The sequence below is a fragment of the Chryseobacterium sp. CBTAP 102 genome (genome assembly GCF_003201365.1).
Lineage (GTDB): Bacteria > Bacteroidota > Bacteroidia > Flavobacteriales > Weeksellaceae > Chryseobacterium > Chryseobacterium candidae.
In genome coordinates this window covers 49391-71575 of the sequence record NZ_QICX01000010.1, presented here as the reverse complement: position 1 = coordinate 71575, position 22185 = coordinate 49391, and the positions used below count along the sequence as shown (strand labels likewise).

The following is a 22185-nucleotide window of genomic DNA, read 5'->3' as shown; positions in this document are numbered from 1 at the left end:
GAGCAAATTAGTTGATGAACCTCATCTGTTTTCTTCGTTTTTTTATTGGTTATGCTTCACCCAGATCAGTTCATCGGTATTATAGCCGATTTTTTTTGCTTTCTGAATGAAACGCTGGCGGATACTTTCCGGAATGCTGGTGGTACGGGAAAGTATCCATAAATATTTTAAGCTGCTTCCTGCTACCAGCGCATACTGATAGTCTTCATCAATATCTATCACATTATAACCAGCCCATATCGGTTTAAAAAATGAAACTTTGAGGCGGGCTTCTGTCGGGTCTTTTACAAATTTTGCTTCTCCGATGGATTCATTCCATACTTTTTTACTATAATCGTAACCTTTATTTTTTACCTGTACTGTTCCATCCGGATTCTCCGTGTACTCTGCGGTAACATTATCCATATTTTTTTCGAACCTGTAATCAAAACGTGCTATTTCATACCATCTGCCAAGGTATTTTTTAAGATCAAAATTCTTTACTGCAGCTGCTCTTCTTGGAATTCTTACAGAATAGGAATTGAAAACGATAAGCCCCAATGCTCCTAATGAAACGGGAAGTATAATTTTATGAATAGTTTTCATGACAGAAATATTTTGTGTGGTTGTTATAAAAACGTCAAAAATAATGCCTTAAGTCTGTTAAAGGTACAATAAATTCTATGAAAATACCTTTAGGAAATTATCTTTAAAGCTTCCTGAAACCTCAATTTCCGTATCATCAGACAACATAACCGTTCCGCTTTTATGATAGGATTTTACGAAACCTGTATTGATAATATGAGAACGGTGAACCCTTACAAACGGATTTTCCAAAAGGTCATCAAAGTGTTTCAGAAAACGGCATACCATCTTCTTCGAGCCGTCTGTAAGATATACCTGAGTAAAATTTCCATCCGCCTGAAGCCTGACAATATCTTCGGTCTTTACAACATCAAATCCTTGTAAAGTTGGTAAAATCAACTGCTGCTTTTCAGGTTTTAATTTCAGGTTTTCAAGAAGAATCTTATTCCGGTTGAGCTCATCTTTTTTCTCAAGGCTCTCCGCCACTTTATTGACGGCCAGAATAAGTTCCTGAATATCAATGGGTTTTAAAATATAATAGCTTGCCGATTTATTTAAAGCCTGTAAAGAATATTGTGAAAATGCGGTAATGAAAATGGTTTCGTAGGAGAAATCTCTGGTGGCTTCCAGAACATCAAAGGCATTTCCAAAAGGCATTTCTACATCCAGAAAGACCAGCTGTGGCTGTTTTTCAGCAATTAACGGAACAGCTTCTTTGATATTTTCAGCTTCACCCAAAATTTCTACCTGCGGACAGTATTTGGTAAGATAGCTTCGTAAAACTTCCCTTGCTATGAGTTCATCATCTACAATGACTGCTTTTATTTTCATTTGAACAGATTTTAGGTGGCTGCTAATAGGTTGCAGATGCAAATTAGTGATATTTAACCAATCGTACAATCCGCCTTAATTCCGGTTAGGCAAGATTCATTCGGATGGTTACCAAAACACCATTGTTGTTTTCCTTATCCTTTACCGAGCAGGTGATGTCTTTTTTGTACAGATCATTCAGCAGCTGGATTCTTTCCAGTGTATTTTTCATTCCTCTTCCCTCTCTGGTCTTTTGGTGCTGGGTTTTCTGCTTTTTACTTTCCTCAATTCCTATTCCGTTGTCTTCAATAAGAATTTTAAGATGGGATTCGCTTTTATCAAAACTTAATTTTAAGAATCCTTTTTCGGTTCTGTAACGAAGCCCATGCCATACGGCATTTTCAAGAAACGGCTGTATCAGCATTCCCGGAACCTGCAGGTTTTGCATATTCAGACTTTTATCTACTTCAATTTCATAATCGAATTTATCTGCAAAACGTGTTTTTTCCAGAGCAAGATAATTTTGAAGAAGATCCAGCTCCTGCTGAAAAGGAATAAAATCTTCAGTAGAGTTTTCCATTACACCGCGCATCAGTTTGGAAAATTTTGTAAGATACTGATTCGCTTCCAGTTCATTATTGGTGGCTATAAAATGGTTAACGCTATTTAAACTGTTGAAAATAAAATGAGGATTCATTTCACGACGCAGCGACTGAAGCGCTATTTTCTTATTTTTCGTCTGAACTTTTTTCAGGGTTATGAAAATAAAAATGATTAATCCTGTCAGTAAAATCAAAACTCCGATCAGTCCGTAATTAAAAACATTTTTCTTTCTGATAAGCTCATCTTTCAGCTCTTTTTCTTTTTCCAGTTGTGAGATTCGCTGTTCTGTATCTTCGAGAATCTTATTATCAACAAGGCTTCTGTCTTTGGAAACGAGATTCGGAAGTTTTCCCAAAAAGTCTCTGTATAACTGAACTGAAGCATCTAAATTTCCTGAAATGGCATAAAGGCTGTCCAGTTTTTTCACACTTCTCTGTGCTTCCAGCGTATGACCTTTGTCTAAAGCAATTCCGTAGGCATTTTTCAAAAGATCTACGGCTTCCTTCGGATCATTTTTCTTAATATAGATATCTGCCAGCTCCTGAATCTGATTGACTTTTTCCTGTGAGTTCTCTTTCACGAAATCCTCCTTCAGAACTTTCTTTTTAGCTTCAATAGCTTTCTCAAAGTTTTTGCTTTCTACATAAAGATCGGCCAGTTTCTGATTGATTGCCAACGCCTGTTGAGGAGCTTCTTTTTTAGAAATTTGATAGGCTGTATTCAGGTTTTCTTCAGCACTGGATACGTCTTTCTGTCTGAGATTAACATCTGCCAGCTGACTGTAGCTTTCTGCAAGATCGCCTTGCTCATTTTCTTTTTTAGTAAGATTGATATTATTCTGAATAGCCTCTGCTTTAAGCTCCGGTGTAGGAGAAGAAAGCCTTGCCACATCATTAGAATTGACAGCTTTACTTTTTTCGCTGTAACTCATCTGTGCAGCCATGCTGTAATTGCTGATGGCAGGCGTTATTTTATTCTGTTTTTCCTGTGACTGGGCTAATCTCCGGGTAGCTTTTTCAATATTGGGTTTGTCATTGAGTTTTTCATACAGTTTTTTGGCTTTTGTATAATACTCTTCACTTTTCGGAAAGTTTCCGCCATTGAAAAATGTTTCCCCGATATTATAATAAGAATCTGCCTGGGCAGGTTCGTTTTTACTGTCCATTGCTTTTTTCAGCTTCTTCGTTTCTACCTGCACCTCTTCTACAGCGGTACTACTGTTATTGGTGGTTTGGGAAGATATTGTATTTCCCCAAAGCATCAGTAAAAAGAAAGTAAAAAGTGTAAGCATTTTCATAAAACAAAGATATACATATATATAGTGCACTCAAAAATTATTCACCAAGTGAAAGCTCCATTTCACCAAGTCTCCCGGATTCAGGTTTCTGATCTGAGTAATTTTACATCAGAATTAAAAATTTAAAAACAGGAAATTATGAAATTGAAACATTTTTTATTAATCGGAATTTTAACCCTTGGAAGCTTTGTAAATGCTCAGGAAGTAAAGAAAAACGTCATTGAAGTAACAGGCGTTGCCGAAATGGAAGTAGAACCGGATGAAATTATCTTCAGCATAGGGATCAAAGCTGATAATAAAAACGATCTGGCAGATAATGAAAAGAAGCTATTTGATATTTTAAAAAACGCAGGAGTAAAGAACGAGGATATCAAGTTCAAAGCCATGTACCAGAATATCTATTCTAAAACAGCCAGGTTTTCCAAAAATTATCAGTTCAAAGCCGGCACAAAATCAAGCCTTAGCAAGATCTTTGAAGATCTGAACCAAAAGTGGGTAAGCAGCCTGAACATTGCAGAGGTAAAGAATACCAAAATTGCGGATTTCAGAAAAGCCGTTAAGATCAATGCTCTAAAGGCAGCCAAAGAAAAAGCTGACTACTTATTGGAAAGCATGGGTAAAAAAACAGGAAACGCTCTTGAAATTGTAGAAATAGAAGATTACACCAGCGATATGATTATGCCAGTAGCTTACAAAGGAAGAGCAAGCAATATTCAGTTGGAAATGGCGGATTCTCCGATAGATTTTTCATTTGATAATATTGAAAACATCAAGCTGAAATACAGCATTAAAACAAAATACGAGATCCTTTAAAAATAACAGATTTGAAAAGACAGTTCCTCCTGAGCTGTCTTTATTTTTTGCTTGTTGCCAGGTTCACCAAGTCAAACTACTCATTCACCAAGTCTCGTAATTCCAAATCTTAAATAGGGATAATTTTACTTTAGAAATTCAAAATAATAAACGACGAAACGCTATTTCCTAATTATAACTTATAAAAAAATAACAATATGACAACTTTAAAAATCTTAGCACTTGCAGCAGGTACGGCTTTATTAAGCTCCGGAAATCTTCCTGATAACCGTTATGCAAAAAGTAATGAAAATCATAATTTTCAGGTTCAAAATAACGTACTGATTCCCGTAAACTCCATCACAAAAGAAAACAAAATTCAGGTTGCTCTTCTTCTGGATACTTCCAATAGTATGGACGGACTGATTGATCAGGCAAAATCCAGATTATGGAATATCGTAAATACGCTGACTACTCTTAGATACAACGGAAAAGCTCCCGAGATAGAAATTGCACTGTATGAATACGGTAATGACGGAATCCGTGATGAAAATTACATCCGTCAGGTTACTCCTCTCACTCAGGATCTTGATCTGGTTTCTGAAAAATTATTTGCATTAAGAACCAATGGCGGCAGTGAATACTGTGGCGCTGTGATTCGTGACGCTTCAGCCAATCTGAACTGGGACAGCAATGAAAAAAGCATGAAACTGATTTATATTGCTGGTAACGAATCATTTGATCAGGGAAAAATAAATTATAAAGAGGTTGTTTCAAAATCAAAAGGTAAAAATATTTACACCAATACCATTTTCTGTGGAAGCCGGGAAGAAGGAATCCAGACTTTCTGGCAAAACGGAGCTTTATTAGGAGGTGGAAAGTATTTCAATATTGATAGCGACAGAAAAGTACTCTATATTGAAACACCTTATGACATCAGAATTTCTGAATGCAATGCAAAGTTGAATGATACGTATATCTATTACGGAAATCATGGCTCAGAATACAGGCTTAAGCAGATCACACAGGATAAAAATGCAGAAGCCCAATCGGCATCCAACTTAGTGGAAAGAGCGGTTGCCAAATCTAAAAAGAATGCTTATAAAAATGATCACTGGGATCTTGTGGATAAAGCTGAAAAAGATGCAGGATTTATCGCCAATGTAAAAGAAAGTGAACTTCCTGCAGAATTGAAAGGAAAAAGCAAGGAAGAAATTCAAAAGACAATTGCTATAAAATCAGCAGCTCGGGACAAAATTCAAAAGGAAATTGAGGAACTTTCCAGAAAACGTCAGATGTACATTGACTCCGAAATGAAAAAACGGGGTACTGATGATTCTGACGATTTGGGAAAAGCCATTGAGAGTTCTATTCTTGAACTGGCTAAGAAGAATGGGTATAGTTTGTAGTGTAAGCGGGTTAAAACCCGCTTTTTTGATGCTGGATAATGAATAAAACCACCCGTCAAAAATTCTTTGAATTTTCGACACCCCTCCGGAGGAGGGGAATTAAGGTCTTTCTATCGGGCTATTTGTCAAAGTATCTTTTTACTACATTTTTTCAAATGATTTAAGCAGAATTTCTATGGAATGACACAATTGGAATAACGATTTATCCAGGCAGTTTGTCATTCCGTAGGAATCTAAATAACCTTTATTCTTATTAAAAAATTGTGGTAAAATAAAGCATCACCTTCCAAACTTAAAATACCTTGATAACGGATGCTTTTTACCTTTCATAAACAAAGAAGCCATTTTCATTCCCGTTACCGAAAAAGTAATTCCATTTCCACCGAAACCTAGCACAAAATAGGAGTTCTTAAATTTCTCATGTTCGCTGATGTAAGGTAAACCATCTTTAGTTTCACCAAAAGTACCAGCCCATACAAAATCAGGATAAAAGTGGTAATCCGGCTTTATTTTCTTTAGATTTTTCAGAATCTCTTTTTCTTTTTTATGGAGTATGGCGTCACGCTTTTCTGAGTCATAAAAATCTTCGTCTCCTCCTCCAATCAGAAGCCTTCCGTCATCAGTAGTTCTCATATAGAGATACGGGTCGTCGGTATTCCATACTAAAGTGCTGCTTATGTTTTTAAACTTGTCTTTATCTATTTCGGAAACTACCGCATAGGTACTTTTCAGGTTAACAAAATTTTCTTTTAACAGGTTTTTACTTTCGTAACCAATACAGTAAATGATTTTTTTTGCTTTGATCTCAAATCCACTGTCAACGGTAACCAGATTAAACCCTTTGTGTTCTTTTACTTTTACCATTTCAGTCTTATCAAATATCTTAAGCCCTTTCTTTACATTATGTATACATAACTCATGAGCAAACTGAAAAGCATCAATACTTGCTCCTTGTTTTGATAAAATTCCGCCATAGGTATTGTCATATTCAAATTGTTCTAAAATCTGTTCTGCTTCCAGCCATTGTACTTCAAATCCGTTTTGTTTCCGCGCCTGGTATTCTTTCTTCAGCCATTGGAGGTCTTTCTTTTTTGAAGCAAAATACAGTGATTTTTTTCTTTTGAAACCTGCATTTGACTTGGTGAGTTTTGAAAGCTTTTCTATCCTATCAATAGCATCACTACAAGCTTTATAACTTAAGATCGCGCCCTTTTCTCCTATTTTTTCTATCAGTTCATAGAGTGGAACATCTATTTCGTACTGGAGCATTGAAGTTGTAGCAGAAGTACTTCCGTTACAAAGTTCTCTCTTATCAATAAGAATCGTACTATATCCGTCTTCTATCATCTGATGGGCAATCAGACTTCCCGTAATACCTCCGCCCACGATGAGAACATCACATTCTTCGTTTGATTTTAATGAAGGGTAAGATGCTAATAATCCGTTTTTTAAAAGCCAGAAAGGTTCATTTGATTTTAAATCCATATTGATATTTTACATTTAAAATATCAATATTTATACCTTTTTTAACAATTATACATCAAATAATGGTGTAATTATTGTTATTTTTTAAACTAAACCACCAAAAAATATTTATTATGATAACAATTATTCCAGAAGCTCCGGAGAATGTTGCAGCATTTAATGCAACGGGAGAAGTAACGAAAGAGGATTTTGAAAGACTGGTAATTCCGCGTGTGAAAGAGAAGGTAGAGCAATTCGGTGAACTCAACTATTTATTGTATTTGGATACCGATCTGGATAATTTTACCGTAGGAGCATGGCTTGAAGATTTGCTGTTAGGGTTCAAGAACCTTGCCCATTGGAATCGTGCAGCCATTGTAACAGACAAAGCAGGAATACAGAATTTCACCAGTATTTTCAGTGTCCTGATGCCGGGAGAATTTAAATCCTTTCCTAAAGAAAATTTATATAATGCCCTGTATTGGTGTAAAAACGGAGATGAAGTAGAGGCATAAAACTTATCTTATAAAAAATCGCCTGTTTCAGTGAGAAACAGGCGATTACATTTTTAACTATAACTCTTTATTTATCACATGATACACATTCCGCAGCCACTTCTTCTTCATTTTGAGTTTTTGAGCCGTACAGATACATATACCTTATACTTATAACTACTCCAATCAATGTCATTCCCACTCCTACCAATGACGGATAATTGAATGAATAGCCATATTCCAAAGGAATACCACCAAGAAAAGCACCCATTGCATTGGCAATATTAAAACCAGCCTGCATAAAAGCGGCAGCCATCATTTCACTTTTCGGGGCCGCTTTCATCATCATAATATTGATAGGCGATGCAATAGACATGGACAAAGCACCACACATAAATGTCAATACCAGAGCAATATTTTTATATTCCGCAAGAAAGAAAACACCACCAAGAGAAATCATCATCAGGAAGATCAAAAGAGAACAGGTTTTTTCCGGACCCAATTTATCTGAAACAATGCCTCCAACCAGATTTCCTACTACCATTCCTGCTCCGGCAAGAACCATTACATAAGCCATCTGGCTGCTTTTGATTCCGGCAACAATGGTCATTAAAGGGGTGATATAGCTTAACCATGTGAACAATCCTCCAAATCCTATCGCTGTAATGGCCAATACCAGCCAAGACTGTTTATTTTTAAGGAATTTCAACTCTTCCATGAAATGAGTATTCTGGTTGGATTCCATTGCGGGAAGCCAGAGTTTTAAAAATAAGATAGCAAAAAGTCCAATAACTGCTACAATAGCAAAGTACAGTCTCCAGTGGAAAGTGTGCCCTATATAGGTGACCAGAGGTACCATTGCCAGATTGGCGACCGTAAGACCTGTAAACATCATGGATATATAAAAGGCTTCTTTTCCTTTTCCTGCCATTCTTGAAGCCACCACTGTTCCTACTCCGAAGAATGCTCCATGAGGAAGTCCGGACATAAAACGGATAACCAACATACTGTTGTATCCAGGAGCAACAGCCGAAAGACCATTAAATAATGTAAAAAGGATCATGAAAGCCATCAGAACTTTTTTGGGTGGAAATTTCACAGAATACCCAATCAGAATCGGAGCTCCGATAACCACACCCATAGCATACGCAGAAATCAGATGTCCGGCTTGCGGAATGGTGATCTGCAATGTTTTGGCAATATCCGGCAAAAGTCCCATGACCGTAAATTCTGTAGTTCCTATCCCTAAACCACCTATGGCCAGTGGTATTATTCTTTTATCAATCTTCATTGTATCTAAATCTTTTTCTGAATTAATTCTTTTCAAATTAAATGACTCACTGAGTATCTTTATTTTGAAAGTGCAAAAATCGACAGAAAGTTTGAATTTCACACCTCTTTGAATGATAAAAATTTGCTCCATATTAACCTTTTTATTTAAATTTAAATTCAGAAACAATCAAATCAGAACAAAATGAAAATCCAGAAAGAAATTATTGAGTTTGAAAAAGGAAAATCATTCAAGCTGTTTGCTCCTTCTCTGAAAAACTGTTTTTTCTGGCATTATCATCCGGAAATTGAACTGGTATATGTAGAAGCTATGAATGGAATCCGTCACGTTGGAAAAAATATTTCAGGCTTTACAGACAGTGATCTTTTACTGATTGGTTCCAATGTACCTCATCTTAATTTTGATTACGGTATTCAGACCGAATGTAAACAGCTTGTATTGCAGATGAGAGAAAGCTTCCTTCAGGATATTATTCTTCCTGTTCCTGAATTTGAAAATATTAAAAACCTTTTAGAACGGTCATACCTCGGACTATCATTTTCCGGAGAAACGAAAAATACAGTTGTTGAAAAACTGCAGATTATTAAAGATAAAAACTCTTTTGAATCTTTAGTTGGGTTAATTGAAATTCTGCAAATCCTCGCCGATTCTACTGAAGTAAAGGAACTCAATAAAGAAGATACAAGAATCAAATGGTTTCTGAATGATAAAATCAGAATGGGAACTATCTATGATTACATTCATGAAAATTACGACCGAAAGCCTAATGTGAATGAAGTGGCCAAGGTAGTGAGCCTGAGCACTCCTGCTTTCTGCCGGTATTTCAAAAAGCAGACAAATATGACCTTTACAGATTTTGTCAACAATTACAGAATCAATCAGGCTAAAATATTCCTGCTGAAAGATCAGTCTGTGACGGAAGTTTGTTTTCAGGTGGGCTTTGAAAGCCTTTCTTATTTTAATAAATTATTCAAGCAGCATACAGGAGAAACGCCTTCGGAATTTAAGAAAAAACATTTCAGACCTATTGAAATCAATGGAAGAATTGGAGTGATTAAGAAGGATACGACTTGTTAAGTAATTTTTAACTAAAGTCCGCTGCTGTGGATGCTTTTGTGAGTGTTGTATGAACCACCCCGTCAAACATTAAACTATGAACTTTAAACTTTTAATCCAAATGTTCAATTTTTTACCCATATATAAATATCATTCATTACATATCATTAAAGTTTGTATATTTGATAAGTTTGTGTAAAATCAAAAATTATCTTTAATGAAAAAGCTAAATATTGGGATACTTGCCCTTTCAGGTATTGTATTTCTTAACTCGTGTGGCGCAGCAAAGACTGCAGGAACTGAGAATAAAACTGAAGCTGCAGCAAAAGTAGCTGAACCGGTAAAAGAAGAAGCAAAAGAAGAGGGAATTAATTTATCGTATATGGATACCAGTGTCCGCCCGCAGGATGACTTTTTTAGCTATGTGAACGGAAACTGGGTGAAAAATACTCAGATTCCTTCCGATAAAGCCAGCTGGGGTTCTTTCAATGCGTTGAGAGAAAATGTAGATGATGCTTCATTAGATATCTTAAACAAAATTCTTACCGAATCATATCCTGCTGGGTCAGAAGGACAGAAAATCCAGAATCTGTATGCTTCTTTTATGGATACCAATAAGAGAAATGCAGAAGGTCTGGCACCTATCAAAGCTGATCTTGCCAAAGTAGATGCTATTAAAAGTCTTGGTGATCTTCAGAAATACCTTTTGGATGCTACAAAATTAGGAGACAACTCTTTCTATGGATGGAGAGTAGGTGCTGATATGAAAAATTCCAACATGAATGCGGTATATCTTGGCGGTCCGGATCTGGGATTAGGAAGAGATTACTATCAAAAAGTAAACGATGCCAATACTAAAACATTAGCAGAATATCAAACCTACGTTGGAAAGCTATTCGGGGTTTTAGGATATAAAAATTCTCCTCAGGCTGCACAGAATGTGGTAGACTTTGAAAAACAGCTCGCCAATTATTTATTGACTCTTGAGCAGAACAGAGATGCCAATTTAAGATACAATCCTAAAAATGTATCAGAATTGTCAGGGCTTGTAAAAAACGTTGACCTTGCCAAATACCTGAAAGATGCAGGAGTAAATACAGACAGGGTAATTATCGGAGAACTGAAATATTACCAGAATATGGATCAGTTCATTACGCAGAAAAACCTTCCTCTGCTGAAAGACTATCTGAAATATCACATCATCAACGGAAATGCAAGCAATCTTGATGACAGTTTAGAGCAGATCAGATTCGATTTCTATGCTAAATATTTACAGGGTCAGAAAGAACAGCGTCCAATGAACAAAAGAGGGCTTTCCCTTGTCAATGGTGTTCTTGGAGAAGCTTTCGGAAAACTGTATGTAGACAAATATTTCACTCCTGAAGCTAAAAAGCAGATGGAAACGTATATTGATTACCTTTTAAAATCATTCAAAACACATATCGCCAATATTGACTGGATGTCTCCTGAAACGAAAGTAAAAGCTCAGGAAAAACTATCCAAGTTTACGGTGAAAATTGCTTACCCTGATAAATGGAAAGATTATACCCAATTGAAAGTAGAATCTCCAAAAGAAGGGGCTACCCTTTATTCTAACCTTCAGAATGTTGCAGCATGGCAGTATCAGAGAAGTTTGGATAAAGTTGGAAAACCTGTTGACAAAACAGAATGGGGAATGTCTCCGCAAACGGTAAATGCATACTACAGCGGATCAAACAACGAAATTGTATTCCCTGCAGCTATTCTTCAGCCGCCTTTCTACAATCCTAAAGCTGATGCCGCGGTGAACTTCGGAGGAATCGGAGCCGTTATCGGTCACGAAATTTCTCACGGATTTGACGACAGCGGTTCGCGTTTCGATGGAGATGGTAACCTGAATAACTGGTGGACGGATGCAGACCGTAAAAACTTCGATGCAAAAGTAGGTCAGTTAGCCGCTCAGTACAGTGCTTACGAACCTGTAAAAGGAAGCTTCGTAAACGGTAAATTCACAAGCGGTGAAAACATTGGTGACTTAGGTGGAGTAGCGGTGGCTTATGATGCCCTTCAGATGTATTTAAAAGATAAAGGAAACCCAGGTAAGATCAGCGGATTCACTCAGGATCAGAGATTCTTTATGAGCTGGGCTACGGTCTGGAGAACTAAAGCTACCGATCAGTATATGATTAATCAGGTGAAGACCGATCCGCATTCTCCGGGAATGTTCAGAGCTTTTGGGCCATTGGTAAATCAGGACTCATTCATCAAAGCATTTGATATCAAACCGGGAGACAAAATGTATAAAGCTCCTCAGGACAGAATAAAAATCTGGTAATTTTACCTTAAATTGTTAGAAAAGAAAGAATCTGCTTCAATACGAAGCGGATTCTCTTTTTAATATTCTTTCTTATAATTCCGGAGCACAAACTTTATTCCGGTTTCCATAATATCTCCCATGGTTTTACAATACTTGAAATTGACATCGTAGGTGAGTTTTTGTAAAGCAGTTCTTAGTTCTATAACATTGGCTTCCGGTGCTATATTGTCTTTTTTCATAATAGAAATCAGTTCATCAAATCTGTTTTGGCTGCTTGTAACTCTTTTTACGATCTGCGAACGTACTTCCTTACGGTACTGTTCTATAGAACTTGGTTTGAGTTTTTCCAAAACCATATTCACCATCTGATTGTTTTCTTTAAAATATTGGGGAAGATATACTTTCAGATTTCCCTCATACGTTTGCTGATCAAAATCGATAGGGCGGATTCTGTAAATAACCTGGTCGAAATCATGGATGGGAATTACAACATAATTATAAGAACGCATGTCACCAAGAAGCCCGATAAGGCAGCGTTCATTAAACTTCACAAATTCCTTGGAGATCTGTGCTTTTTCCAGTTCTGTACAGTTGGCAAGGTGCTTCTGGATAAAAACATCTCCGGGAATTCCTAAAATATGTTCTTCAATCAAAGTGTTTTTATAAACCAGAAAATTAATCCGGTTGGGAGAAAGCAGGTCTTCAAGCTCCAATCCGAATATTCGTGAGGCATCAGCCTGTTTAATATAAAAATAAGTATAATTATCATTAAGTACATTTCTTACCCGGATCCGGAAAGGTTTGGAATTCCCGAAAGTACAAAAATCGATCGTGTCAACTTTCAGATAAGGTAATGTAGCCGTATCTCCATCAGAATGAAGGAGGGTATAAATTTTATTTAAATTGGCCTCTATTTCTTTAAACTCATATTCAGAATACAGCACCCCAAGCCACAAAGTATCTTTGCCTTCTTTATCCAGAATTCTCACACTGTCACTAAACCTTAAAAGGTCTTCATACAGAAACTTGATCTTGGTGGTTCTGTTGTATTTTTCCAAATACTGCTGTAACGCTTCCGAAACTGGAAATATGGGTTTTCTGAACGCTATTTTTACATCTTTCATGACACTGTTCACTTTGTTTAAATATAAAAAATATTTTTTGCAAAGTGAGAGAAATTCTTATTTTAATATTCATTAGGCATGTTTGTTAAAGAGTAAAACAAACAAAAATTTTATTTTATTTTTCTTGGAAGACTTTATTTATTTTTTCATAGCTTAGTGATATCGTAATGTGGTGATTTTATGTTGAATAAATGCAAAATAAATTTGATGATCCAGGAAAAATCTTAGTAAAATTTTTTATGTTACAGTTTTTTTTTAAATTTAAACATTGGATTGGTAATTTATTTGATTCATCAGTAAATTATTCAAAGACAAATCCAAACCAAATTAATAAATCTCAAAATAACAATAATATGGCAATGTTTAATTATGGTGTTGGCGGAAACGAGGTAAAAGTAGACGCTAATGAAGCTATTCAGGAAATACAGGAAAATAAATCACTGATAGTAAGCCAACTTACAACAGAAGAGTCTTATACCCCTGAAATTGTAACAGGATTAAAAACCGTGGAAGATGTTTTCAAACATTTTCAGCCTGCAATATCTGTACAGCATGAAGCAGAAGACGGTGGAGTGATAGAAGAGGAATTCCGTTTTCAAAACCTTGGAGACTTTACCCCTAAAAGCCTTACTCAGAAATCAGATTATCTGCAGCAGCTGAGCATGGAACAGGAGCAGTACAACAAAATAGTACGTCAGCTGAAAACCAACAAAATTCTACGCAACATGCTGGAGAACGATCAGACAAGAGCTGCGTTCGTGGAAGTATTGAAAGAAGTGGCACAGGAACTTGAAAAATAATTAAAGACTACATTAAATCATGGATAGCAAATTACAGGCACAAGAAAGCCAGCAGCAGGGGCAGCAGCACTCAGGGCAGCCGAAAGGCAACCCGCTTGCAGAGCTTAATAAAATAGGAGGTTTTGGCTTTGTTGAATCCGTTGTAGACGGTATCGCCAATATGAACCCAACAAGAAAGGCAAGAAAAGAAATCTTCCTGAATGACAGTAATAAAGCAGACGAAAGAAAAGAACTTCTTCAGAAGATCAATCTTTGGATAAACCTTTTAGAGGGGAATGAATCTGCAGATAAAATGGCCGATACGTGCAAAAGTAAAGCACAACAGGCCGATCAGAACTTAAAAACAAACTTAAAAAATACGCTGGATGCTGTTCGTCTGCTGGAAACCAACTACAGAACAGTAGCTCAATTCTACAAAAATACAGAATTGGATAAGGTGGATAACGTAAGCATCGTCAATGCAAGCCTTGAACAGGTATCCGATCTGGATAATCCTTTGTTCATTGATGCTATTGCAGAAGAGTTCAAGAACTATTATGACCGCCTTGACCTTAGAGATAACTACTCAATCCTTGCAATTCCAGGATATTTAGGGTCAAACAAGGTCATTGAGAAATGGGCAAAAATCTGTAACGAAAACAAAGTAATGATGGTTACAGACTTCGCCAACCTTGATAAGCCGGATGATGTTGTAGATTTATTCCACTCTGCCAACCTTACCGGAGGCGAACTTCACAGAAGTAACGTGATTATGACGTGTAACTGGCTGGTAGGACGCGGTAAAGCAGAAGAAGTAGGGGAAGAGGAAAACGTAGAGCTTCCACCTTCCACTTCATTAGCAGGGAAAATCCACAAAACACTGATGTCTCAGGTAGCAGCAGGTAAAAAGCACGGTAATATCAATGAAGTAGATGCTGTAAAATTCGAATTGAAGAAAAGTGAGATTTCTCAGTTGGAAAAAATGGGCCTTGTACCAATGGTCAACGAATACGGAAAGATTATGGCTTTCTCTGCGAAGACCTTATTTACAGGAGACAATATTGGTCTTCAGACGTATTCCGTAGTGCGTGTATTCGACTATGTAACAAAGGTATTGCTTGATTTCCTTAACAGAAGAGCCTTCGAAAACTGGAATGCTAAGAACGAGGATGATTTGAGAAGACAGATTGTAACATTCCTGGATAACATCAAAGGGCCGGACAAATTGATCGAGAAATTCAAAATTGTTCGTTTTGAGCAGGATAGAGTGAACAAAGACAGAGTATGGCTGGATATCCGTATGACGCCTTATTTCCCTACAAAAAGTTTCGTTATTAAATTGGACGGACACAAAGGAGATGATGGCAACGAATGGGATGCAGAATATACTCAGGAGTAACATCAACACACTTTACATAACAAAAACCGATGCAATTTTACATCGGTTTTTTTTCAACCAACACCTATGAAATTGAATATGAATAAAACACTTATTATTGGATTGCCTATCATGTTGATCATCCTTTTGATAAGCTGTGAAAAAAAATACCAAAGTCCGGGTCATTATGAAAATGATCTTTTTGCTGACGAACACCAGGAAGGAAAAGCATACATCATGAACAGAGATGAGTGCTTTGATGGCAGTGAACTCGTTATTGCAAGTTCAGATGTAATACTTTCAGACAGTTCAAAAGGCCGTGGAAAATCATTCTTTCTCTATAAAGTAAAATCTGGAAAAGTATTGAAAACGGTAAGAGATTCTACAGTAGAAATGCCGATGCTGTTTTTATCTCAATACAAATTAAAAATAAACAACACGGATTCTATGTATGTTTATCTGAAGAAACTTGAAGGATACCGTTTTATAGCCAAAGACAGGAACCTTAAATACCAATGGTTGAAAGCGGCTCCGGTGTATTCTGTTGAGATAAATTAACGTTAAATTCAATTCTTTTTATATCACTCTATCATGATTTTTTTTATTTTTGTTTTTGAACCAACACAAAAACACGATGAAAAAAAATGTAATCCTATATGAGGGTATATCCCTTCATTCTCTCCTACAATTAGATCAGAAAAGTAATATCTGTCAAAATAGTTTCCAGCCTGAAGTTATTTATAAATTATAGTAACCATGACAGGAAATATTACTGGGGAGCAAAATCCTCAGGTAGGAACAACATACTCCTACGAAGTTAAACCTTCCGGTCTTTCATTCGGACTGAAGGGTGAATATGAATGGTATATTTATAAGAGACAAAAGAACAGAAGCTGGAAAGATATCACCGGGACACCTAAAACTGGTGAAAAAGTAACCTACAAGTTTGGAGAAATAGCACTGGGAATAGAATTTCAAATGAAAGTCTATGAGATTAAAAAAGGTGTTTTACCGGGACTTCCTGATACCAGAGAACTGGCTGGCAGCTGTATATTAATTCCTACCAGCAATAAGGTTCCGAAGATTGATAAAGTAGTACTTTTCAACAGAGGAGCAAAAGACTTTAATAAAGCCAGTTATTATGATACTCTTATTGCGCAGGCTCATTGTATTGCGATGTTTAATAAAGAGATTGAGTTTCATCTTTGGGAAGATGACGCTCCAGGAAAAGGGCACGATGCCAATATTAACAAAAACAACCGTCACACCCGCAGCTATAAGGCTCACGTCAATGAAAAAGGGATTGCAGAAGTATCAATACCTCTGATGTCTGATGAAAAAATCCTTCGTCAGATCGCCAATCAGTTTCTGATGAAAGATGACAGAAATGAAGGTGCGAATCACGAGTATTATGTTACGGCCAATTACTCCGGGAAAATTCAGGGAGCCAGCCAAGTGAATGTAGATGTAGCCAATCCGGATTATAAAGGACTGCCTCAAAACCAGCCCCAACCTAAGCCGCAGCCTGAGAAGCACACGCCAAAATTCCCGGTCGGACAAGGAGACGCGCCCAAACAATCTGATCCTAAAGGCAATATTATAGAAGCCGTTTTCATAGATGATACCGGAAAAGAGCTTTCCAAAGTAGTGGTAGGAGATAAAGTGAGGGTAAGAATTCACTCCAAAAACATGGTGGGAAAACACATCCAATATGTCATCTGGGAATCTGACCCGGTATTCCAAGATGAGGTTTACCGAAGCAGAATGATTAAAATACCCGCAGATATATGCGACACTTCAGGATTTTTCATTACCCAAGATATTTTTCAAAAAGGAACAGGCTCTCCTATAGGCAATTCGGATTCGGATAAACAAAATTATTTCATCGAAATTATCTCCAAAGATCTTTCTGCGGAATCTCAGAAATTTGGGGTAAATTCGGAAGGTTTGATGCAGGTGGAGAAGGTGAAGAGTGCGGCGGAGGTGCAGAAGCAGCCGGAGCCCAACAATTCAAAAGACGAAAAAGTATGTGAATGCGAAGCAAGAGTAAGAGCATTTATCAGAATGTTAAGAGTAAAAGAAGGTACAGATACAGAAAATGGTTACACAACTCAATATAGTGGGAAACAGTTCTCAGATCTAAGCAAACATCCTGAGGAAGTAATTACATCTGGTAAATATTCATCTTCAGCTGCAGGTGCATATCAAATAATGACGGATACATGGAAAAATTTGACAGGATATTATCAGGACAAAAATAAAAACTGGCATTATTCTGAAAAGTTGGACTATTCAAAAAAATATAATATCACTAGCTTTGATCAAGAATCTCAAGATAAATTCTGCTTAGTAATTATGAAGCACAATTATATCCAGGACCGTTCGGATAGCTTCTATAATCCTGTTGTATGGAAAGATAAGAAAAAGAAGATTCGTGATACAATAAAAGAAGAAAAATTAAAAGAATGGAGAAGAAGATTTAAAGGAAAACAAGGAGATATCATCCAAATGATTATTGATAATGATATTAAAAAAGCTGCTCTTATTTCTAGTTTATGTTGGGCAAGTTTACCAGACTCCCCCTATGGGCAACAAAGTTCATCATATACTTTTGATATGGTAAAGGCTATTTACCAGAAAAACCTTAAAGAAGAACTAATTGAACCAAGTAAAGAATTACATTTAAAAAAAGGTTTTTTAAAAGAATTTGGATATGGATGTTGTGAATCAAATGATAATAAAGAAGCTCAATCCAAAAATGAATGTCCAGAAGATTGTTCACAATGTTTTCATTATGCTGATGTATGGGAAAATCCCGAGATAAGTTCAGATAATGGAGGAAAAAATAATAATAGATTTGGATATAATTCTGCAAGGGGGCATAAAGGAATAGATATTCTTTCAGGTCCAACATATAAAGATGTACATTCTCTAATGTGTGGCGAAGTTACAGCTATAGTAAATACTTTTAAGACGAACGAATATAGATATAAAAGTTTAGGTAATACTTTAATGGTAAAATCTAAAGATAAAGATGGGAAAACTGTATTTATCTTATATTGTCATCTTAATAAAATATATGTTAAAAAAGGGGAAAAAGTAAAACATGGCCAAAAAATAGCCCAATCAGGATCGACAGGAAATGCTTCAAGCAGTGAATTTCTAAATGGAGTAAATGGCTCGGGAATTAACAAGAAATACTGGCATTGTCACATTGAAGCAGCAACAAAAGGTGATGGATACCATAATTTCCGTGACCTAGGCTCATACAGAGTAAAAGCAGAAGATTATATGAAAACAAAATTTGATAAAAATGGTAATCCGATTAAATAGTATAGTAACAATAATAAGTTTTTTATGTTTATTAGTATCATGTAGAAATGATGCAAAAGAAAAAAATATAACGACCAAAGTCATTAATAAAGAAATCACTCAGGTTGATTTTCTTAATAAGAAATATTTCAAAAGATATTCAATGTCTGTTGATGAATCAACACCAGCTCACCATCCTCATTACAATTATTTAGATTGTGAAAAAGAAGGTTATTTCTCTGTTCATTTCATTCCCAAGGATAAAACACTCATTTCTTTTTGGAAAGATCAATATTTTAAGGAAAACAAATATGAATATGATGATTGGGAAACTGAAAATAAAATTGTTTCTAAGCTTTTAAATGGTAAGTATGAATTATATAATATTTTTTGTTTTCAAATAACAAAAAAATACTTAGATACATCTTCGGGCTGCACAGAAGAAAGTATTAATATAAAAGAAGAAAGTATTGCTGACTTATACCTTTATAATTTAAAAACAAAGAAATGGGATTTTTTAAAAAGTCTGAAAGTATCAATTTTACCACCTTTTGCAGATAATAATTTTTTCATAAAAAACTTTCCAGATCTTATTCATCAAATTGAAAATCAACCATCAACAGTAATAAAAGATTCTATAACAATTCCTAAATCTTCCATTTGGTCAACTGACTGCAAAGCTGATAAATTCATTAGTATTAAAACAAAAATTAACAATATACAATTTACAATACCTGGAAGGTTTTCAATGAATGCTCAATTAAAAAAAGTGAGTAATAATAAATATGAATTTTACTTTACCGACTTTCCTTCAATCATCCCACTTCCTGATGAAATGCAAAACTGGGAAAATTTAGACAATAAAAAGGCCGTTGGTCATATTCAAATAATTGATGAATCTAAAATAAACTTAACATGGTTTGGCTTTTATAGTAAAAAAGCTAAAAAAAATATACAAACCGAAAATCCTTTCATTAAAGAACATAATGTTCCAGCAAGCCTCATAAAATGTTCTGAATAATAATAAAAGCATTCATTTTTCAAAACAAAAAGGAAAACCCATAAATAAAACCTGTCAGCCAGACGCTAAATCATGTGAGTTTAAAAACCTGTCAAATAAGTATAAATTTATTTTAGAAGCCGAAGAATATAAAAATGAGAAGGAACAAAAATATCGAACTTCCGCGTGGATTATTATAACAAATAAAAAGAATGGAAAATTGCAGGAGATTCATTATGAACCAAATTCATGGACAACTTATAGTGATTTGCCGTGTAACAACTTTTTTGTAAAAGATTTTAATTTTGACGGTTTAGAAGATTTTGCAATTGTTTGGGATCAGGGAGGTGTCGAAAAGTTATATGAATATTATCTTAAAGATAAAAATGGAAATTTTTCTGCTTTAGCATCTTTCCCTTTACAACATGGAATTTTAGCAGAAAATATTGATGTAACAAACAAAACAATTACAACACAAAGTATTATAGGATGTTGTCATGTTAATATAAATAAATATAAGCTTAATTCTAATACTATCTGGGATATTTCTTCGGAACAGCAGGAACTAAAGAAAAAATAATTTATAATACATAAAATATGATTAGCAACTGATGAAATCCTTTTTTAACTTTATGATCATATATATTCAGGTAATTAGGAAGAGATAAGAGTAAAAAAATTATGCAATAATGGGTTCATAATCAGAACATTTTCTCCATAAATCTATTTTTCAAGTAACAGAAACAAAAAATCTCTTTCAAAATCAAAACAGGTAAAAAATAAAATAAACCTATCTTTGCAGCATTGAAAATAATGTTCAGGATGAAGAGAAAATCATCTCTTCAGTGATTTAAAATAAGATTGATTTTTGGAAAAAAATAAAACAGCTTCAGATTTTCTACACGTTGGCAGCAAAATCCTGAAATGGTATAAAAATAATGCAAGAGATCTGCCTTTCAGACAGACAAAAGATCCGTACAAAATCTGGATCTGTGAAATTGTATTTCAGCAGACGAGAATCAACCAGGCATTGAATCATTATAATAATTTCATTAAAAGATTTCCCGATGTAAAAACGCTGGCAGAGGCTGAAGAAAACGAAGTTTTATTGTATTGGAAAGGGTTAGGTTATTATTCCAGAGCTATTAATATACATAAAGCCGCCCAACAGATCATGAATGATTATCAGGGTGTCTTTCCTCACCAATACGAAGAGATTTTAAAACTGAAAGGAGTAGGAAAATATACAGCTGCAGCTGTTTCAAGCATCTGCTTCGGTGGAAAAATGCCTGCTGTTGACGGGAATTTCTACCGTGTTCTGAGCCGTCTTTTTGCTGATGATTTTGATATTTCAAATTCAAGAGCATTTACCTATTTTTCTGAACTGGCCGCCTTGGTGATGCCGGAGAATGTAGGAGATTTTAATCAGGCTATGATGGATATCGGCTCGGAAATCTGTAAGCCCAAAAATCCATTGTGTGGAGAATGCCCTTTAAATGAAGACTGCCTGGCATTTTCTATGCAGAAAATTTCAGATTATCCTGTAAAAACCAAAAAAGTAAAAGCAGAAGATCTTGCTTTAACCTATTATTTTGTTCACAAAAACGGACAGTTTCTGATCCGTCAGAGAGCAGATGACTTCATCTGGAAGAAATTATTTGAATTTCCGACAGCTATTCCTTCGGATATGGAATCCTTCATTACAGGTTCAAAAACGGTTATCCATAAACTGACTCATAAGAATTTAAGCATTGAGATTTGGAATGTTGAGGTTACTTCAGAAAAACAATGGAATGATTTTATTGCTGAAAATCAATACCTGATTACAGATCTTGAAGGCTCTCATGAAAAATCCTTTCCGAAGCCTTTGGAAATTTACATTCAAAACGCTCTGAAAGACTGAAATTTGTCTTCTGAAATCTGAAATCTAATTTGTACTTTTGCAAAATGATTAAAAAAGTCATTTTTATTTTTGTATCGCTGCTTTTGATTTCATGTGGAAAAGACCCTTCACCAAAACCTTATGGAGAACTGCGTCTTGAATATCCTGCACCGAAATACCAGAAGTTTGAAAACAATTGCGCCTATACCTTTGAGTATTCGGACTTTGCTTCAATTGCACCAGCCAAAAAACCTTGCTGGTTCTATCTGAATTATCCTAAAATGAAAGCTAAGCTATTCGTTACCTATTATCCGATACAGAACGACTTTGCTGACCATATCAAGGAAGCCGAGAAAATGGTATATGAGCATACCATTAAAGCCAGTTCCATAGATACAAAATCCTTCGAGTACCCTGAAAAAAAAGTATACGGGAACTTCTATGAGCTGAAAGGGCAAAGCGCTTCCAATCTTCAGTTTTACGTTACAGACAGTACGAAACACTTCGTGACTGCTTATTTATACTTTAATACGAGACCGAAACCGGACTCTCTTGCCCCCGCAGTAAATTATATCAAAAATGATATGAAACATCTGCTGGACACTTTTGAATGGAAAAAATAATTACTTTTAAT

At 35.6% G+C, this 22185-nt stretch carries 19 protein-coding genes; 13 read left to right on the top strand and 6 right to left on the bottom strand.

Annotated elements, in window-relative coordinates:
• Positions 1-42: 42 nt before the first annotated feature.
• From C8D70_RS14365 to C8D70_RS14355, 3 genes are all read right to left on the bottom strand, one after another.
• Positions 43-585, bottom strand: coding sequence for a lipocalin family protein (locus tag C8D70_RS14365; protein WP_110367751.1), 543 nt, complete (start codon positions 583-585; stop codon positions 43-45).
• A gap of 75 nt (positions 586-660) precedes the next feature.
• Positions 661-1395, bottom strand: coding sequence for a LytR/AlgR family response regulator transcription factor (locus C8D70_RS14360; protein WP_110367750.1), 735 nt, complete (start codon positions 1393-1395; stop codon positions 661-663).
• Positions 1396-1480: 85 nt separating this feature from the next.
• Positions 1481-3274 (bottom strand): histidine kinase, encoded by a 1794-nt coding sequence (locus C8D70_RS14355; protein WP_110367749.1) that lies wholly within the window; start codon positions 3272-3274, stop codon positions 1481-1483.
• A gap of 138 nt (positions 3275-3412) precedes the next feature.
• Here C8D70_RS14355 and C8D70_RS14350 point away from each other — a divergent pair, with 138 nt between their 5' ends.
• Both C8D70_RS14350 and C8D70_RS14345 read left to right on the top strand, forming a co-directional pair.
• Positions 3413-4087, top strand: a complete 675-nt coding sequence (locus C8D70_RS14350; RefSeq protein WP_076596795.1) for an SIMPL domain-containing protein — start codon at positions 3413-3415, stop codon at positions 4085-4087.
• A 197-nt stretch (positions 4088-4284) separates the two neighbouring features.
• On the top strand, positions 4285-5475 hold the full coding sequence (locus C8D70_RS14345) for a VWA domain-containing protein (protein ID WP_110367748.1): 1191 nt from the start codon (positions 4285-4287) through the stop codon (positions 5473-5475).
• A 279-nt stretch (positions 5476-5754) separates the two neighbouring features.
• Here C8D70_RS14345 and C8D70_RS14340 read toward each other — a convergent pair whose 3' ends face one another.
• Positions 5755-6960 (bottom strand): NAD(P)/FAD-dependent oxidoreductase, encoded by a 1206-nt coding sequence (locus C8D70_RS14340; protein WP_110367747.1) that lies wholly within the window; start codon positions 6958-6960, stop codon positions 5755-5757.
• Between the two features lie 113 nt (positions 6961-7073).
• Here C8D70_RS14340 and C8D70_RS14335 point away from each other — a divergent pair, with 113 nt between their 5' ends.
• Positions 7074-7454, top strand: coding sequence for an STAS/SEC14 domain-containing protein (locus C8D70_RS14335; protein WP_076596792.1), 381 nt, complete (start codon positions 7074-7076; stop codon positions 7452-7454).
• Between the two features lie 67 nt (positions 7455-7521).
• Here C8D70_RS14335 and C8D70_RS14330 read toward each other — a convergent pair whose 3' ends face one another.
• Positions 7522-8724, bottom strand: a complete 1203-nt coding sequence (locus tag C8D70_RS14330; protein WP_076596829.1) for an MFS transporter — start codon at positions 8722-8724, stop codon at positions 7522-7524.
• 183 nt (positions 8725-8907) lie between these two features.
• Between C8D70_RS14330 and C8D70_RS14325 the strand changes: the two genes are divergently transcribed.
• Together C8D70_RS14325 and C8D70_RS14320 are read left to right on the top strand one after the other, a co-directional pair.
• Positions 8908-9801: an AraC family transcriptional regulator gene (locus C8D70_RS14325; RefSeq protein ID WP_110367746.1), complete on the top strand. Its 894-nt coding sequence runs from the start codon at positions 8908-8910 to the stop codon at positions 9799-9801.
• Between the two features lie 196 nt (positions 9802-9997).
• A complete protein-coding gene (locus tag C8D70_RS14320; RefSeq protein WP_110367745.1) occupies positions 9998-12094 on the top strand; it encodes a M13 family metallopeptidase in 2097 nt (698 codons plus the stop codon).
• 59 nt (positions 12095-12153) lie between these two features.
• On the opposite strand, the gene C8D70_RS14315 is transcribed toward C8D70_RS14320, so the two are convergent.
• Complete coding sequence (locus C8D70_RS14315; protein ID WP_076596804.1) at positions 12154-13200, bottom strand: hypothetical protein; 1047 nt, start codon at positions 13198-13200, stop codon at positions 12154-12156.
• A 353-nt stretch (positions 13201-13553) separates the two neighbouring features.
• Here C8D70_RS14315 and C8D70_RS14310 point away from each other — a divergent pair, with 353 nt between their 5' ends.
• The 8 genes from C8D70_RS14310 to gldD all read left to right on the top strand — a co-directional run bounded on the left by C8D70_RS14310 (position 13554) and on the right by gldD (position 22174).
• On the top strand, positions 13554-14000 hold the full coding sequence (locus C8D70_RS14310; protein ID WP_076596830.1) for a type VI secretion system contractile sheath small subunit: 447 nt from the start codon (positions 13554-13556) through the stop codon (positions 13998-14000).
• A 19-nt stretch (positions 14001-14019) separates the two neighbouring features.
• The gene (locus C8D70_RS14305; protein ID WP_076596805.1) at positions 14020-15378 is read left to right on the top strand and encodes a DUF5458 family protein; all 1359 of its coding nucleotides are present in this window, start codon (positions 14020-14022) and stop codon (positions 15376-15378) included.
• Positions 15379-15456: 78 nt separating this feature from the next.
• Positions 15457-15915, top strand: coding sequence for a hypothetical protein (locus C8D70_RS14300; protein ID WP_228408032.1), 459 nt, complete (start codon positions 15457-15459; stop codon positions 15913-15915).
• Positions 15916-16113: 198 nt separating this feature from the next.
• Positions 16114-18690 (top strand): peptidoglycan DD-metalloendopeptidase family protein, encoded by a 2577-nt coding sequence (locus tag C8D70_RS14295; RefSeq protein WP_110367743.1) that lies wholly within the window; start codon positions 16114-16116, stop codon positions 18688-18690.
• Positions 18671-19690 (top strand): hypothetical protein, encoded by a 1020-nt coding sequence (locus tag C8D70_RS14290; protein ID WP_076596808.1) that lies wholly within the window; start codon positions 18671-18673, stop codon positions 19688-19690. The genes C8D70_RS14295 and C8D70_RS14290 overlap by 20 nt, the downstream gene beginning before the upstream one ends.
• Positions 19691-19889: 199 nt before the next feature.
• On the top strand, positions 19890-20249 hold the full coding sequence (locus C8D70_RS14285) for an XAC2610-related protein (RefSeq protein WP_110367742.1): 360 nt from the start codon (positions 19890-19892) through the stop codon (positions 20247-20249).
• Positions 20250-20537: 288 nt separating this feature from the next.
• A complete protein-coding gene (gene mutY, locus C8D70_RS14280; protein WP_110367741.1) occupies positions 20538-21572 on the top strand; it encodes an A/G-specific adenine glycosylase in 1035 nt (344 codons plus the stop codon).
• Positions 21573-21616: 44 nt separating this feature from the next.
• Entirely contained in the window at positions 21617-22174 is a 558-nt protein-coding gene (gene gldD / locus C8D70_RS14275) for a gliding motility lipoprotein GldD (RefSeq protein WP_076596811.1), read from the top strand.
• Positions 22175-22185: the final 11 nt, after the last annotated feature.